This window comes from Variovorax sp. MPBD4-3 (assembly GCF_058809745.1).
The window spans coordinates 36,703-50,416 of record NZ_JBXASW010000021.1; the positions used below are offsets into that span (position 1 = coordinate 36,703).

The window sequence follows — 13,714 nt, forward strand, 5'->3', positions numbered from 1 at the left end:
TTCGCTTGCTTGGGGCGGCCCGGCGCGGCGCTCATTGCGCGGTCTCCAGTTCGAGCCGCTTTGGGTCGAGAAAATTGCCGACGATGCCGAACAGGCAGAACAGCGAGCCCACGGGCAGCGCCAGGTAGGACCACACCATCGAGATGCTCTCGAGGCCGGCCATCGACTGCACGCGTCCGCGCATGGCGTAGTCCCAGCCCCACCACAGCACGATCAGCATCAGCACCAGCGCGGCGACGCTCACCACCGCGTCGAGCACGCGGCGCATGCGCGGCGGGCTCCAGCGGTAGAGAACGTCCACGCTCACGATCGCGCCCTGTCTGAACGCCATCGGGATGCCCATGAACACCATCCAGATGAGGCTCACGCGGATCAGGATCTCGCTCCATTCGGCCGGCTGCTCCAGCACGAAACGGGTGACGATCTGGAACACGCCCAGGGCCGACGCGACGACCAGCATCGCGCAGGCCATCAGCATCGAGAAGCCGGTGGTCCAGCGCTCGATGCCCAGGAATTTTTCTTTCACTTGTAGTCGCGGATCTTGTCGAGATTGGCCTTGCCGAAGTCTTTCTCGAACTGGGCATTGACCGGCGCGAGCGCGGCGACGAACTTGGCCTTGTCGACGTTGTCGATCACCGTCATGCCCTTGGCACGTAGGTCGGCCACGCCCTTGGCGTCGTCTTCGTCCACGCGCGCGCGGTTGGCCTTGGTGCCTTCCTTGGCAGCGTCGAGGAAGGCCTGCTTGTCGGCCGCGCTGAGCTTGTCGAAGGTCGCCTTGTTCATCACGAAGATGCAGGGCGAGTAGACGTGGCCCGTGAGCGACAGGTGCTTTTGCACCTGGTCGAACTTGGCCGAGATGATGACCGGCAGCGGGTTCTCCTGGCCGTCGACCGTGCCTTGCTGCAGCGCGGTGAACACCTCAGGGAAGGCCATCGGCGTGGTGATGATGCCGAAGCCCTTGTAGGCCGCGATGTGCACCGGGTTTTCCATCGTGCGCATCTTCAGGCCCTTGAGGTCCTCGGGGGCCTTCACGTCGCGCTTGCTGTTGGTCATGTGGCGAAAGCCGTTCTCGGCCCACGCCAGCGCCTTGAAGCCCTTGGCGTCGAACTTGGTCAGCATCTCCTGGCCGATCGGGCCGTCGAGCACGGCACGCGCGTGGGCCTTGTCGCGGAACAGGAAGGGCACGTCGAGGATTTTGGTCTCGGGCACGAAGTTGGGCACCGGGCCGGTCGAGGAGAACGCGAGTTCCTGCGTGCCCAGCTGCACCGCCTCGATCGACTCGCGCTCGCCGCCGAGCGAGCCGTTGTAGAAGGTCTGCACCTTGTAGCGGCCTCCCGTGCGCTTCTCGACTTCCTTGGCGAAGGTGTCGATGGCGACGCCCTGGTGCGAGTTCTGCGCAGTCGAAATGCTGATCTTCATGGTCGTCTGTGCAAAGGCGACCGAGCTCAGGGCGAGCGAAAGGCAGGCGGCGGCAATGGGGCCGAATTTCATGTTGTCTCCGGGGAGTTGGGTCAGGAACGCGTCAGGCGCAACGGACTATGCAACAACCGGGAGCTTTACCGCGTCGGGATTTTCACGGACGTACTCACGAATGACGGCCTCGAAGCTCTCGTCGGGCAAGAGCCCCAAGGCTTTCGCGCGCACCGTCTCGAAGTGCCCGGGCCAGGTCTTCACGATGCGCTGGATCGCCGGGTCGGGCGTGCGGTCGAGCAGGGCGGTGGCTGCCTTGCCGGCCACGCGCTCGAGGGCCAGCGCCATTTCGCCGACCGTGGTGGCGAGCGAGGGCAGGTTGAGCGCGGTGCGCGGGCCCCATTCGGCGTCGGTCGCTTCGGCGGCGCGCACGATGCCCTCGATGGTTCGCGCCGGTGACGCGACGGCCACAGGCGTCGAGTCCGGCACCGGACAGGCGGCGCGCAGCCCGGCGAGCGGCTCGCGGATCATGCCGCTGAAGAAACCCGAAGCCGCGCCGTTCGGCTTGCCCGGGCGCACGCTCACCGTCATGAGCCGCACGCTGCGCCCGCGCACGAAACCCTTGCGCGTGTAGTCGGCCATCAGCTGTTCACCGATGAATTTCTGGATGCCGTAGCTGGTCTGGGGCGTCGGCAGCGTGTGGTCTTCGATGACTTCAGGCAACGGCTGCTCGGGCGAGTCGCCGAACACGGCGAGCGAACTGGAGAACACCAGCACGGGCTTCGTGCCGAGCGTGCGTACCTTTTCGAGCAGCGCATGCGTGGCCGCGAAGTTGCTGCGCATGCCGAGGTCGAAGTCGGCCTCGCATTCGCCGCTGACGGCGGCGGCCAGGTGGAAGATGGCGTCGGCTTGGTGCCAGAACCCGGCGGCGGCATCGGCAGCGAGCTGCGCGTTCAGGTCGCCGGTGACGGCGGTGATGCGCGCATCGGATGCGAGGTCGGCCGGCGGGGCGGCGCGGTCGACCAGCGTGACGCGTTCGATGGTGCGGGCCGGTGCGCCGGCCAGCGAAAGGCTGCCTTGCTTCAATAGCGTGCGTGCGAGGCGTGCGCCCAGAAAGCCGGCGCCGCCGGTAATGACGATCTGCATGGGTCTTGGCTCCTTTGAGCGCCAAGAATAAGCGCGGCCGCGGGCTGTGGCATGCTCGTTGGCGGTTTCGCGGATTTCATCGACAGGAGACGCCGGATGCTGACGGTCGTGGTTTTGTGGCTCATCGCCATCGCATGGCTGGTAGCGAACGGCGTGTTCGCGCAGAAGCCTCTGCCGCGTTACCGGCGCAGGCGCGCCTTGTGGGCCTGGATCTTCCTGGGCGCATGTGCGGGGGCGCTTGCCGGACTGGCCGGCGCGAATTTCTCGCTGCCCGGTGCCATCGCCGGTGCCGTCGTGGCAGGATTCGTCGCGGGCAAGTTCATCGCGCGCGACTGAGCGGATGCCGATGCTTCCAGGGAAGCAAAGGGCTCCGAGGAAAAGAAAAAGCCCTCCGAAGAGGGCCTCCTTCGAAAGGCGCAGGCGCCTTACATGCCGACGTAGTTCGGCCCGCCGCCGCCTTCAGGCGTGACCCACACGATGTTCTGCGTCGGGTCCTTGATGTCGCAGGTCTTGCAGTGCACGCAGTTCTGCGCGTTGATCTGCAGGCGCTGCTTGCCGTCTTCGGTGCCCACGAACTCGTACACGCCGGCCGGGCAGTAGCGGCTTTCGGGGCCGGCGAACTTCTCGAGGTTGATGTTCACCGGCACCGTCGGGTCTTTCAGCGTCAGGTGGGCCGGCTGCTGCTCTTCATGGTTGGTGTTGCTGATGAACACGCTGGAAAGCCGGTCGAAGGTGAGCTTGCCGTCGGGCTTGGGATAGACGATGGGCTTGCACTCCGAGGCGGGCTTCAGGTACAGGTGGTCGGCCTTGTTGCGGCGCAGCGTCCATGGAATGTTGCCCTTCAGCAGCCATTGTTCGATGCCGTTCATGAGCGTCGCCACGCCCAGGCCCTTCTTGAACCATGCCTTGAAGTTGCGCGCCTTCTTCAGCTCCGCATGCAGCCAGCTCTTCTCGAAGGCTTCGGGGTAGGCGGTGAGTTCGTCGTGCTGGCGGCCGGCCTGCACCGCCTCGAAGGCGGCCTCGGCGCAGAGCATGCCGGTCTTGATGGCGGCGTGGCTGCCCTTGATGCGGCTCACGTTGAGGTAGCCGGCCTCGCAGCCGACCAGCGCGCCGCCGGGGAACACGGTCTTGGGCAGCGACATCAGGCCGCCTGCCGTGATGGCGCGCGCGCCGTAGCCGATGCGCTTGGCGGGCTTGATGCCCTTGGCCTCGTCGCCTTCCAGGTACCAGCGGATGTTGGGGTGCAGCTTCCAGCGCTGCATTTCCTCGAACGGGCTCAGGTAGGGGTTGCTGTAGTCCAGGCCGGTGATGAAGCCCATGGTGACCTTGTTGTCCTCCATGTGATAGAGGAAGGCGCCGCCGTAGGTGTCGCTCTTCATGGGCCAGCCGGCGGTGTGCAGCACGAAGCCGGGCTGGTGGCGCTTGGGGTCGATCTCCCAGACTTCCTTCACGCCCAGGCCGTAGGTCTGCGGGTCCTTGCCGGCGTCGAGCTTGTACCTGGCGATGAGCTGGCGGCCCAGGTGGCCGCGCGCGCCTTCGGCGAACACGGTGTACTTGCCCAGCAGCTCCATGCCGAGCTGGAAGTTCTCGGTGGGCTCGCCGTCCTTGCCGACGCCCATGTTGCCGGTGGCCACGCCGCGCACCGAGCCGTCTTCGTTGTAGAGCACTTCGGCCGCCGGGAAGCCGGGGAAGATTTCAACGCCCAGGTTCTCGGCCTGCTGCGCCAGCCACTTGGTGAACGCACCCAGGCTGATGATGTAGTTGCCGTGGTTCTGGAAGCACGCCGGCAGGAACGCGTTGGGCGTGCGCAGGCTGCCCTTTTCGCCCAGGAACACCATCGCGTCGTCGGTGACGGGCTGGTTCAGCGGGGCGCCCAGTTCCTTCCAGTCGGGCAGCAGCTCGTTGAGCGCGCGCGGGTCCATGATGGCGCCCGACAGGATGTGCGCGCCGGGCTCCGAGCCCTTCTCGAGCACCACGACCGAGATCTCTTTCTCCTGCTGCGCGGCGAGCTGCTTGAGCCGGATCGCGGTCGAGAGGCCGGCCGGGCCGCCACCGACCACGACCACGTCGTATTCCATGGCTTCGCGAGGGCCGAACTGGGCGAGGATTTCGTCGTGGGTCATGTGGGTTGGGTCGATAATGATTTTTCGAGGCGCGGGGCATCCCGGGTTGCGGGGCATTTTATGCGGCGTCCGCGGGCGGCCCGCGTCACTTGCGGGCACGGCTTTCCCTCGCGTCGCCTGCGCGACTCCACAGGAATCAGTTCATGGCTTACAGCATCGATCTCTCGGGCCGCGTTGCCTTCGTCACCGGCGCCTCCAGCGGGCTTGGCGCCCAGTTTGCAAAAACGCTGGCGCGCGCCGGTGCCGCGGTGGTTCTGGCAAGCCGCCGCATCGAGAAGCTAAAGGAACTGCGCGCGCGCATCGAAGGCGAGGGCGGCGACGCCCACGTGGTCGAGCTCGACGTCACCGACATCGGCAGCATCAAGGCCGCCGTCGCGCGCGCCGAGACCGAGGTCGGGGCCATCGACATCCTGGTCAACAACTCGGGCGTGAGCACCACCCAGCGCCTGCAGGACGTGACGCCCGACGACTACGACTACATCTTCGACACCAACGTCAAGGGCTCGTTCTTCGTCGCCCAGGAAGTGGGCAAGCGCATGCTGGCGCGCGCCACGGGCACGGCGCCGGGCACCTACATCGGCGGGCGCATCATCAACATCGCGTCGGCGGCGGCGCTGAAGGTCATGCCGCAGATCGGCACCTACTGCATGAGCAAGGCCGCCGTGGTGCAGATGACCAAGGCCATGGCGCTGGAGTGGGGCCGCTTCGGCATCAACGTGAACGCGCTGTGCCCCGGCTACATCACCACCGAGCTCAACGAGGAGCACTGGACCACCGAAGGCGGCGCCAAGCTGGTCAACATGCTGCCGCGCAAGCGCGTGGGCAAGCCCGAAGACCTGGACGGCCTGATCGTGCTGCTGGCCAGCGGCCAGAGCCATTTCGTGAACGGCGCCGTCATCGCGGCCGACGACGGGTTCGCGCTCTGAGTCCGAGGGCCTTGGTCGGCATTGCGGCCGGGCTGGGCGCGGGGGCGCTCTGGGGGCTGGTGTTCGTGGCGCCGCGCATGGTGGGGCACTTCGGCATGGTCGACATCACCGCCGCGCGCTTCCTGGTGTTCGGTGCCGTCTCGGGGCTCGCCGTGTTCGCGCGGCCGGCGGCCGTGCGCTGGCCCACCGGCCGGCAGGCGCTGGCGGCTCTCGCGCTCAGCGTGCTGGGCTTCAGCGGCTACTACCTGCTGCTGGCCTTCGGCATCGAGGCTGCGGGCACCGAGGTGCCGAGCCTCATCATCGGCACGATCCCGGTCTGGATGATGCTGCTGGGCAGGCCGGCGGGCCTTCGCCTGACCGCGCTGCTGCCGGGGCTGGCGCTCACCGGCGCGGGCATCGCGCTGATGATCTGGGGCGCATGGTCGGCGCAGCATGGCGCGGGCGCTGCAAGCGGCGCGCGCTTCGGCCTGGGCATCGCGCTGGCGCTGTGCGCGATGGTGAGCTGGACGGTCTACGGCCTGCTCAATGCAGCCTGGCTGCAGCGCCACACCGAACTCAATGCGACCGACTGGGCGAATTGGCTCGGCGTGGCGACCGGGTTGGGTGCGTTGGCGCTGTGGCTGGCCGCGGGCAGCGATGTGGCCACGCTGCGGGCGCGGCCCGACGGCATGCTCTTCGTCTGGCTCGCGCTGGTCAGCGGCTTCGGCTCGTCGTGGCTGGCCACCGTTCTCTGGAACATCGCGAGCCAGCGGCTCTCCGCGAGCCTGTGCGGCCAGCTGATCGTGAGCGAGACGCTGTTCGCGCTGCTCTATTCCTTCGTCTGGGACGGCCGCTGGCCGCAGGCCACCGAGTGGACCGCGGCATTGCTGTTCGTGCTGGGCATCCTCGCATCCATCAAGGCGCACCGATGAGAATCGAAATCCCCGAAAAGAAGAAGCTCGTGTACGAAACCCTGATCCCCATCCGCTGGGGAGACATGGACGCCATGGGCCACCTGAACAACGGCACCTACTTCCGCTACCTCGAGACCGCGCGCATCGACTGGATGCATTCCATCGGCTTCGAGCCCGAGCCGAGCGGCGAGGGCATGGTGATCGTCAACGCCTTCTGCAACTTCTACCGGCAGATCGAATACCCCGGCAAGGTGCTGCTCAAGATGTACGTGAGCGACCCGGGCCGCACCACCTTCGAGAGCTGGGGCACCATGGCACGCGAGGAAGCGCCCGACGTGATCTGCGCGGCCGGCGGCGCGACCACCATCTGGGTCGACTTTCCGAAGCAGAAGGCGCTGGCGCTGCCCGACTGGCTGCGCACGCTGGTGAGCGAGTAGCCGGCCGGGCGCCGTAGCTCAGGCCGGCTGCAGCACGATGCGCGCCTCGAAGCCGTGCGCCGCGCCGGGCGGCGGCGATTCGAGTTCGAGCCGCGCGTCGTGCTTCTCGACGATGGTCCCGACGATCGACAAGCCCAGCCCGTAGCCCGCGCGGTCGGAGGCGTGCCGCACATGGCGCTGCCGCAGCGTGCTCAGTTGCTCCGCGCCGACGCCGGCGCCGAAGTCGCGGACCACCAGCGTGCAGGGGGCCGTCACCTCGACCACCACGCGCTCGCCGCCGTAGCGCAGGGCGTTTTCCACCAGGTTGCGCAATGCGATGGCCAGCGCGTCGACGTCGCCCAGCGCCACCGGCGCGGCGCTGTCGGGCACCTTGAGCGTCAGGCGTTCGTTGATGTGCGGGTCTTGCCAGAGCTCCTGCGCCACGGTGCCGACCAGTTGCACCAGGTCGACCCGCGCACGCGCCAGCGAAGCGCCGGATTCCGCGCGCGACAGCTGCAGCAGCTTCTCGGCGCGGTGGCTGAGCATCTGCAGCGCGTCGAGCGCGGCCTGCACGTCGTTGCGGCGCAGGTCGTGCTCCAGCGCGGTCTGCAGGCGCAGCCGCGCGGCGGCCAGCGGCGTGCGCAGCTCGTGCGCGGCATTGGCCGCGAGCGCGCGCTCCACGTCGAGCGACTGCGAAAGCCGCTCCAGCAGCCGGTTGACGTGATCGCCGACCGAGCGCAGCTCCTGCGGCAGGCCCGGCAAGGTGATGGGGCGCAGGTCGGCGCCGTTGCGTTTCGCGATTTCTCCGGCCAGTTGCTGCAGCGCGCGCAGCTCGGTGCGCGCCACGTTGCGCAGCACCAGCGCGAGCAGCGGCAGCACTGCGCCCAGCGGAATGATCAGGCCGAACAGGGTGCGGTTGAGCGCGCGGCGCCGCTCGTCGAGCGGGTCGGCCACCTGGAAGTACAGCCCCAGCGTGGGGTGGCGCACCGTGTAGATGCGCCAGCTCTGGTTGTTGGCGAAGCCGGCGGCCAGCGGAACGTCGAAGGCGCCGACGGGCGCCTCGGCCGAGCGCAGCAGCACGTGCTCGTGCACGTCCACCACCTGGTACATCACCGCGTCCTCGGAGAACAGCTGCTTGGGCGCGATCAGCGGCTCCGTGGGGGCGGCGCCGCCGGTGTGCTGCAGCTTGTCGAGTTCCTGCACCGCCATGTCGAACATGCGGTGCGACACCTCGACCAGTTCGTTGTCGAAGTTGTGGTTGATCTCCCGGTCGACGTACCAGACCACCGCCAGCACGCACATCAGCCACACGCCGCCGACCCAGACGATCAGCGTGCGGGTGAGCCGCCCGGCCAGGGAGTCGCGGCCTGCGCCGGGCTTTGCGCCGAATCTCATTCGTCGTCGTCCGTGGAGAACGACAGGCGGTAGCCGAGGCCGCGCAGCGTCTGGATGTGGCTGCGCCCGAGCTTGCGCCGCAGGCGGCTGATGAAGACTTCGAGCGTGTTGCTGTCGGCCTCGTCGCCGAAGCCGTAGAGCGCGTCGGCCAGGTTCTCGCGCGTGTGGATGCGCTCCGGCCGGGTCGCCATCACGCGCAGCAGCGCCCATTCCTTCTGGGTCAGCGTGATGGGGGCGCCGTTCTTGCGGACCATGTCGTGCGCCAGGTCGATTTCCAGCGTGCCCAGCTTCAGGACCGGCGAGCTGTTGGCGCTGCGCCGCCGCTCGACCGCGCGCAGGCGGGCCAGCAGCTCGGCGGGGTCGTAGGGCTTGATGAGGTAGTCGTCGGCACCGGCGTCGAGCCCGCGGATGCGATCGGTGACCTGGTCGCGCGCGGTCAGGACGATGACGATGGGGCGTTCGGGCAGGGCGCGTATCTGGGGAAGCAGCGACAGCCCGTCGCCGTCGCCCAGGTGGAGGTCGAGCAGCACCGCCGCGTACTGGACCGAGAGCAGCGCGCCGCGCGCCTCGGCGAGGCCGGGTGCCACGTCGACCACGAAGGCCTTGGCCAGCAGGTAGCTGCAGACGGCATCTGCCAGCGCAGTGTCATCTTCGACCAGCAATATGCGCACGCCATGTCCTTTCAACAAAAAAAGAAGTCTAGCTCCGCCGAAATGCGGACACATCCGAAGTCAGGTTTCGTTCATGTGTCTTCAGGCTGGGTTCATTCCGCAAACGTAGGCTCGCGGCTGTTTTCAGGCCCTGCCTTCGTTCATGACTCGTGCTTCGAATTTTCGCCTGGGGGTGCTGACCCTCGTTGCGCTTGCCGCCTTGCTGGCGTGGGACGCAACCGGTTGGGATCTTCCGCTGGCGCGGCTGGCCGGTTCCCCGTTCGGTTTCACATGGCGGACGAACTCTTTTCTGGTCCACGTCATGCATGAAGGCGCCCGCGACCTGAGCTGGGCGCTCGTCACGGCGCTCTTCATCGCGATCCGCTGGCCGGTAGGCGTGCTTCGGCGCCTGGGCACCGGCGACCGGGTGCAACTGGCGCTGACAACCCTGGCCGCGGTGATCGCCGTCAGCCTCATCAAGCATTCCAGCAATACCAGTTGCCCCTGGGACCTGAAGGAGTTCGGCGGCGTGGCGCGCTACGTGTCGCATTGGTCCTGGGGCGTGCTCGACGGCGGTCCGGGCGGGTGCTTCCCGGCCGGCCACGCCTCTGCGGCGTTCGCCTATGCGGGCGGCTACTTCGTGCTGCGCCGGGCGTCGGCCCGCGCGGCGGCCATCTGGCTGTCGGTGGCGCTGGTGGCCGGGTTGGTGCTGGGCTTGGCGCAGCAGGTGCGCGGCGCCCACTACATGAGCCACACACTCTGGACCGCCTGGATCTGCTGGACGGTGGGTTTTGCCATCGAATTGGTGTTCTCGCGCTTCAACCCGCAACCGCTCAAGCCGGCAGAACCCGCCCATGCAGGATATTGACGCCGCCCTTTTCGAGCTGGTCAATGCGGGCCCTTCGGCGCCTGCATGGAGCCTGCAGTTCGCGAGCTTCGCCTCCGACATCCTGCCGGCGCTGCTGGCGCTGGCGCTGGCCATCGGCGCGCTGTTCGACCGGCGCTGGCGCCATGCCTTCTTCACGGCAATGGTCGGCGTGCTGGCCGCGTGGCTGATCGTGCAGGCCATCCGCTGGGCGTTTCCGATGCCCCGGCCGGCCTATTACGGCCTGGGCATCCAGTGGGTGCCGCAGGGCATTCGCCCCGGTTTTCCGAGCCTCCATGCCGCCGGCGCCTTCACCGCGGCGTTCTCGCTCTGGTGCCTTCCTTGGCGTTCTCCGATGCTGGCCGCGCTGGCCGTGGCCGCCACGGTCGCCTGGAGCCGCCTGTACCTGGGGCTGCATTTCCCGTCCGACGTGGTGGCCGCGGCGATGCTCGGCGCGCTGGTGTCGATCCTGGCGGAGCGGGGCATCCGCCTGATGTCACGGACCCGTACCTCGCCGGCGTCGGCGCGGGCCCCGGGGGTCCGGCTGCGATCGCGTACAAGGCGCGCCTGAACATGGCATGAATGGGGGATTCAGGCTATCTTCAGCCCCCGTTCCTACATTAGTTGGATGTCTGTCTTGCGTATTGACCCGGCACCTGAACCACAAGGTAGCTTCCCCGAACCTGATTCACTCGTGACCGCATCGTCGGCGGCGCCCTGGACGCGCTTCGACCTGTGGTTGCGCAGGCCCCGCTCCGCGGCCATGGTCGTCGTGTGGCTGAGCCTCTATCTCGTCCTGACCACCAATTGGCCGCTCTGGAACGAGCTGGCCCGCATCGGCGGTGCCCCCAGCACCTACATGCCGACCATCCTGGTCATGAGCCTGCTCACCTTCTGCGGTTCGGTGGCGATCCTGTCGTTCACCGCCTGGTCGCGCTGGATGAAGCCGCTGTGGTTCTTGGTGGTCGTGCTGGCCGCGGTGGTGCAGCACTACATGCTCGCCTACCGCGTGGTCATGGACCCGACCATGGTCGCCAATGCGATGCAGACCGACCCCAACGAAGCGCGCGACCTGCTGAGCTGGCGCATGGCCTTCAACGTGCTGGTGGTGGCGTTGCCCGCGGCCTTCGTGCTCTGGCGCGTGCGCATCCTGCCCATGCGCTTTCTGTCGAAGCTCTGGCGCAACGTCGCGCTGCTGCTGCTGTCGGTGGTCGTGGCGCTGGGCGCGGTGGTGTCCATGAACCGCGAGCTGGCGCCGCTGATGCGCAACAACGTGCACCTTCGCTACATGATGAACCCGATCGCGAGCCTCTATTCGGCCGGCTCCCTGTTCATCAAGCCGCTGTTCAAGCGCACTGGCAAGCTCATCCCTATCACGGCCGGCACGGCGCTGGGCGCGAGCTATGCCGGCCAGACGAAGCCGCCGCTGTTCGTGGTGGTGGTGGGCGAGACGGCGCGGGCCGATCACTTCTCACTCAACGGCTATGCACGCGACACCAACCCCGAGCTGGCGAAGCGTGGCGTTCTCAGCTACCGCGAGGTGCGCTCCTGCGGCACCAACACGCTGGCCTCCGTGCCCTGCATGTTCTCGCCGCTGGGCAAGGAAGGCTACGAATCGCGCAAGGACGACTACGAGACCCTGGTCGACGTCCTGCAGGCCGCCGGCCTCGCCGTTTTCTGGCTCGACAACCAGGCCGGCTGCAAGGGCGTCTGCGAGCGCATTCCCAATGCGTCCGCCTTCGCCGGGCTCGACGCGGCCACCAAGAAGGCGCTGTGCGACGGCGACGAGTGCCTCGACGACGTGATGCTCAAGGGCCTGGACGAACGCATCGCCGCGCTGCCGGCCGAGCGCCGCGCCAAGGGCATCGTGCTGGTCATGCACCAGATGGGCAGCCACGGCCCGGCCTACTACAAGCGCTCCGCGCCCGACGTGAAGCATTTCCTGCCCGAGTGCAAGACCAACGCGCTGGCCGAGTGCGGCCACGCCGAGCTGATGAACGTCTACGACAACTCGATCCTGCAGACCGACCGCTTCCTCGGCCAGACCATCGACTGGCTCAAGACCCAGTCGAAGCAGTACGACCCGGCTCTGCTGTACGTGAGCGACCACGGCGAGTCGCTCGGCGAGTACGGCCTGTTCCTGCACGGCGTGCCCTACAGCTTCGCGCCCGACGCGCAGAAGCACGTGCCCATGATCACCTGGTTCAGCGAGGGGATGGACCAGCGGCGCAAGCTCTCGCGCTCGTGCATGGAAGCGGGGCTCGACGCGCCGCTCACGCACGACAACCTCTATCACACGGTGCTCGGCGTGATGGACGTGACCACGCCGACCTACAAGCCCGCGCTGGATGCCCTCGCATCCTGCCGGGCGAAGGGCTGAGGCGGCGCTACTTCTTCTCGCGGGGCACGCGCCCCATGAGGAAGAACTCGTTGTTCGGCTGCATGCCGCTGAAGCTGGCCATGCGGTTGCTCAGCCCGAAGAAGGCGGTGATGGCCGCGATGTCCCAGATGTCCTCGTCGTCGAAGCCGTGGGCATGCAGCGGCGGGAAGTCGCTGTCGTCGATCTCGTGCGAGCGGTCGCAGACCTTCATCGCAAAGTCGAGCATCGCGCGCTGGCGCGGCGTGATATCGGCCTTGCGGTAGTTCACCGCCACCTGGTCGGCCACCAGCGGTTTCTTCTCGTAGATGCGCAGCAGCGCGCCGTGCGCCACCACGCAGTAGAGGCATTGGTTGGCCGCGCTGGTGGTGGTGACGATCATCTCGCGGTCGCCCTTGGTGAGCGAGCCTTCTTCCTTGAGCATCAGCGCGTCGTGGTAAGCGAAGAATGCGCGCCACTCGGCCGGACGGCGTGCAAGGGCAAGAAACACGTTGGGCACGAAGCCGGCTTTTTCCTGCACCGCGAGGATGGCGGCGCGGATGTCCTCCGGCAGGTCTTTGAGTTCGGCGAGCGGGTAGCGGTTGGTCGTGGTCATGTCGTCTCCGTTGTGGTCGTCGGTTGGCAGTGCCTTCTTGAAAGCGCTCTGAAAGGCGCCGCGCCTGCTCCATCATAGGCAAGCAGCTTTCCTACATGGTGGAACGCCGGCCGCCGCCATGATGAAGGTTCGCAAAACAACACGCGGCGAGTGCCGCACATAACGCGATGAAAGACGAGTCGTATCCCGACCGGCGTGGCTTCCTGCGCCGGTCCATTGCCATCGTGCCGGCCGCGACGGCCTTCAGTGCCGGCGGCATCACCGGCGTGACACTGGCACAGCCCGCACCATCGGCCCCGGCACCCGGCCCCGCAGCAGCGGCCACGCCCGGCGCTCCCTACACCCCGGTCTACTTCAACGCCGCCGAATGGGCCTTCGTGCAGGCGGCGGTGGCAAGGCTGATTCCTTCCGACGACACCGGCCCCGGCGCCATCGAGGCCGGCGTGCCCGAGTTCATCGACCGCCAGATGGAAGGCGCCTTCGGCCATGCCGCCACCTGGTACATGCAGGGCCCGTTCGTCGAGGTGTCGCCGCTCTTCGGCTATCAGAAGAAGATGCCGCCTCGCGAGGTGTACCGCGCGGGCATCGCGGCCACTGACGCCTACAGCCGCAAGCAGTTTTCCGGCAAGGCCTTCGCGCAGCTCGACGCCGCGCAGCAGGACGAGGTGCTCAAGGGCCTGGAGGGCGGCACCATCGCGCTCGACGGCGTGGGCGCGACCGACTTCTTCGGCTTCCTGCTGCAGAACACCAAGGAGGGCTACTTCAGCGACCCGATCCACGGCGGCAACAAGAACGCCGCCGCCTGGAAGATGATCGGCTTCCCCGGCGCGCGCGCCGACTACGCCGACTGGGTCGACCGGCCCGGCGTCAAGTACAACCTGCCGCCGGTGAGCATCGCCGGCCCGCAGGGCTGAGGGA

General features: G+C 67.5%; 15 protein-coding genes. 8 read left to right on the top strand and 7 right to left on the bottom strand.

Annotated elements, in window-relative coordinates:
- Nucleotides 1-31: 31 nt before the first annotated feature.
- Genes AC1RVW_RS14980 through denD form a run of 3 tightly spaced genes read right to left on the bottom strand, consistent with a single transcriptional unit; the run spans nt 32 to nt 2,556 of the window.
- The gene (locus AC1RVW_RS14980; RefSeq protein ID WP_493200787.1) at nt 32-526 is read right to left on the bottom strand and encodes a TRAP transporter small permease; all 495 of its coding nucleotides are present in this window, start codon (nt 524-526) and stop codon (nt 32-34) included.
- Nucleotides 523-1,491: a TRAP transporter substrate-binding protein gene (locus tag AC1RVW_RS14985; protein WP_106934071.1), complete on the bottom strand. Its 969-nt coding sequence runs from the start codon at nt 1,489-1,491 to the stop codon at nt 523-525. The genes AC1RVW_RS14980 and AC1RVW_RS14985 overlap by 4 nt, the downstream gene beginning before the upstream one ends.
- A gap of 45 nt (nt 1,492-1,536) precedes the next feature.
- On the bottom strand, nt 1,537-2,556 hold the full coding sequence (gene denD / locus AC1RVW_RS14990) for a D-erythronate dehydrogenase (protein WP_493200788.1): 1,020 nt from the start codon (nt 2,554-2,556) through the stop codon (nt 1,537-1,539).
- Between the two features lie 96 nt (nt 2,557-2,652).
- Between denD and AC1RVW_RS14995 the strand changes: the two genes are divergently transcribed.
- Complete coding sequence (locus AC1RVW_RS14995) at nt 2,653-2,892, top strand: hypothetical protein (RefSeq protein WP_493200790.1); 240 nt, start codon at nt 2,653-2,655, stop codon at nt 2,890-2,892.
- Between the two features lie 89 nt (nt 2,893-2,981).
- On the opposite strand, the gene AC1RVW_RS15000 is transcribed toward AC1RVW_RS14995, so the two are convergent.
- Nucleotides 2,982-4,679, bottom strand: a complete 1,698-nt coding sequence (locus AC1RVW_RS15000; protein WP_285414814.1) for an electron transfer flavoprotein-ubiquinone oxidoreductase — start codon at nt 4,677-4,679, stop codon at nt 2,982-2,984.
- Between the two features lie 143 nt (nt 4,680-4,822).
- Here AC1RVW_RS15000 and AC1RVW_RS15005 point away from each other — a divergent pair, with 143 nt between their 5' ends.
- The 3 genes from AC1RVW_RS15005 to AC1RVW_RS15015 are packed head-to-tail and all read left to right on the top strand — an operon-like array spanning nt 4,823 to nt 6,935.
- Nucleotides 4,823-5,605, top strand: a complete 783-nt coding sequence (locus AC1RVW_RS15005; protein ID WP_081267080.1) for an SDR family oxidoreductase — start codon at nt 4,823-4,825, stop codon at nt 5,603-5,605.
- Between the two features lie 59 nt (nt 5,606-5,664).
- Nucleotides 5,665-6,516, top strand: a complete 852-nt coding sequence (locus tag AC1RVW_RS15010) for a DMT family transporter (protein ID WP_234382820.1) — start codon at nt 5,665-5,667, stop codon at nt 6,514-6,516.
- The gene (locus tag AC1RVW_RS15015) at nt 6,513-6,935 is read left to right on the top strand and encodes an acyl-CoA thioesterase (RefSeq protein WP_081267081.1); all 423 of its coding nucleotides are present in this window, start codon (nt 6,513-6,515) and stop codon (nt 6,933-6,935) included. Before AC1RVW_RS15010 ends, AC1RVW_RS15015 begins: the two co-directional genes overlap by 4 nt.
- Before the next feature lie 18 nt (nt 6,936-6,953).
- On the opposite strand, the gene AC1RVW_RS15020 is transcribed toward AC1RVW_RS15015, so the two are convergent.
- Nucleotides 6,954-8,309 carry a sensor histidine kinase gene (locus AC1RVW_RS15020; protein ID WP_081267082.1) on the bottom strand — a complete coding sequence of 452 codons (1,356 nt, stop codon included), beginning with the start codon at nt 8,307-8,309 and terminating at the stop codon, nt 6,954-6,956.
- Nucleotides 8,306-8,980 carry a response regulator gene (locus AC1RVW_RS15025; RefSeq protein ID WP_081267083.1) on the bottom strand — a complete coding sequence of 225 codons (675 nt, stop codon included), beginning with the start codon at nt 8,978-8,980 and terminating at the stop codon, nt 8,306-8,308. Before AC1RVW_RS15025 ends, AC1RVW_RS15020 begins: the two co-directional genes overlap by 4 nt.
- 301 nt (nt 8,981-9,281) lie before the next feature.
- Here AC1RVW_RS15025 and AC1RVW_RS15030 point away from each other — a divergent pair, with 301 nt between their 5' ends.
- The 3 genes from AC1RVW_RS15030 to AC1RVW_RS15040 are packed head-to-tail and all read left to right on the top strand — an operon-like array spanning nt 9,282 to nt 12,204.
- Entirely contained in the window at nt 9,282-9,827 is a 546-nt protein-coding gene (locus AC1RVW_RS15030) for a phosphatase PAP2 family protein (protein ID WP_234382490.1), read from the top strand.
- Complete coding sequence (locus tag AC1RVW_RS15035; protein ID WP_106934076.1) at nt 9,814-10,395, top strand: phosphatase PAP2 family protein; 582 nt, start codon at nt 9,814-9,816, stop codon at nt 10,393-10,395. Before AC1RVW_RS15030 ends, AC1RVW_RS15035 begins: the two co-directional genes overlap by 14 nt.
- A 57-nt stretch (nt 10,396-10,452) precedes the next feature.
- Entirely contained in the window at nt 10,453-12,204 is a 1,752-nt protein-coding gene (locus tag AC1RVW_RS15040; protein ID WP_081267086.1) for a phosphoethanolamine transferase, read from the top strand.
- Between the two features lie 7 nt (nt 12,205-12,211).
- Here AC1RVW_RS15040 and AC1RVW_RS15045 read toward each other — a convergent pair whose 3' ends face one another.
- A complete protein-coding gene (locus AC1RVW_RS15045) occupies nt 12,212-12,796 on the bottom strand; it encodes a peroxidase-related enzyme (protein WP_493200795.1) in 585 nt (194 codons plus the stop codon).
- Between the two features lie 167 nt (nt 12,797-12,963).
- On the opposite strand from AC1RVW_RS15045, the gene AC1RVW_RS15050 reads away from it, so the two are divergent.
- Nucleotides 12,964-13,710: a gluconate 2-dehydrogenase subunit 3 family protein gene (locus tag AC1RVW_RS15050; RefSeq protein WP_285414810.1), complete on the top strand. Its 747-nt coding sequence runs from the start codon at nt 12,964-12,966 to the stop codon at nt 13,708-13,710.
- Nucleotides 13,711-13,714: the final 4 nt, after the last annotated feature.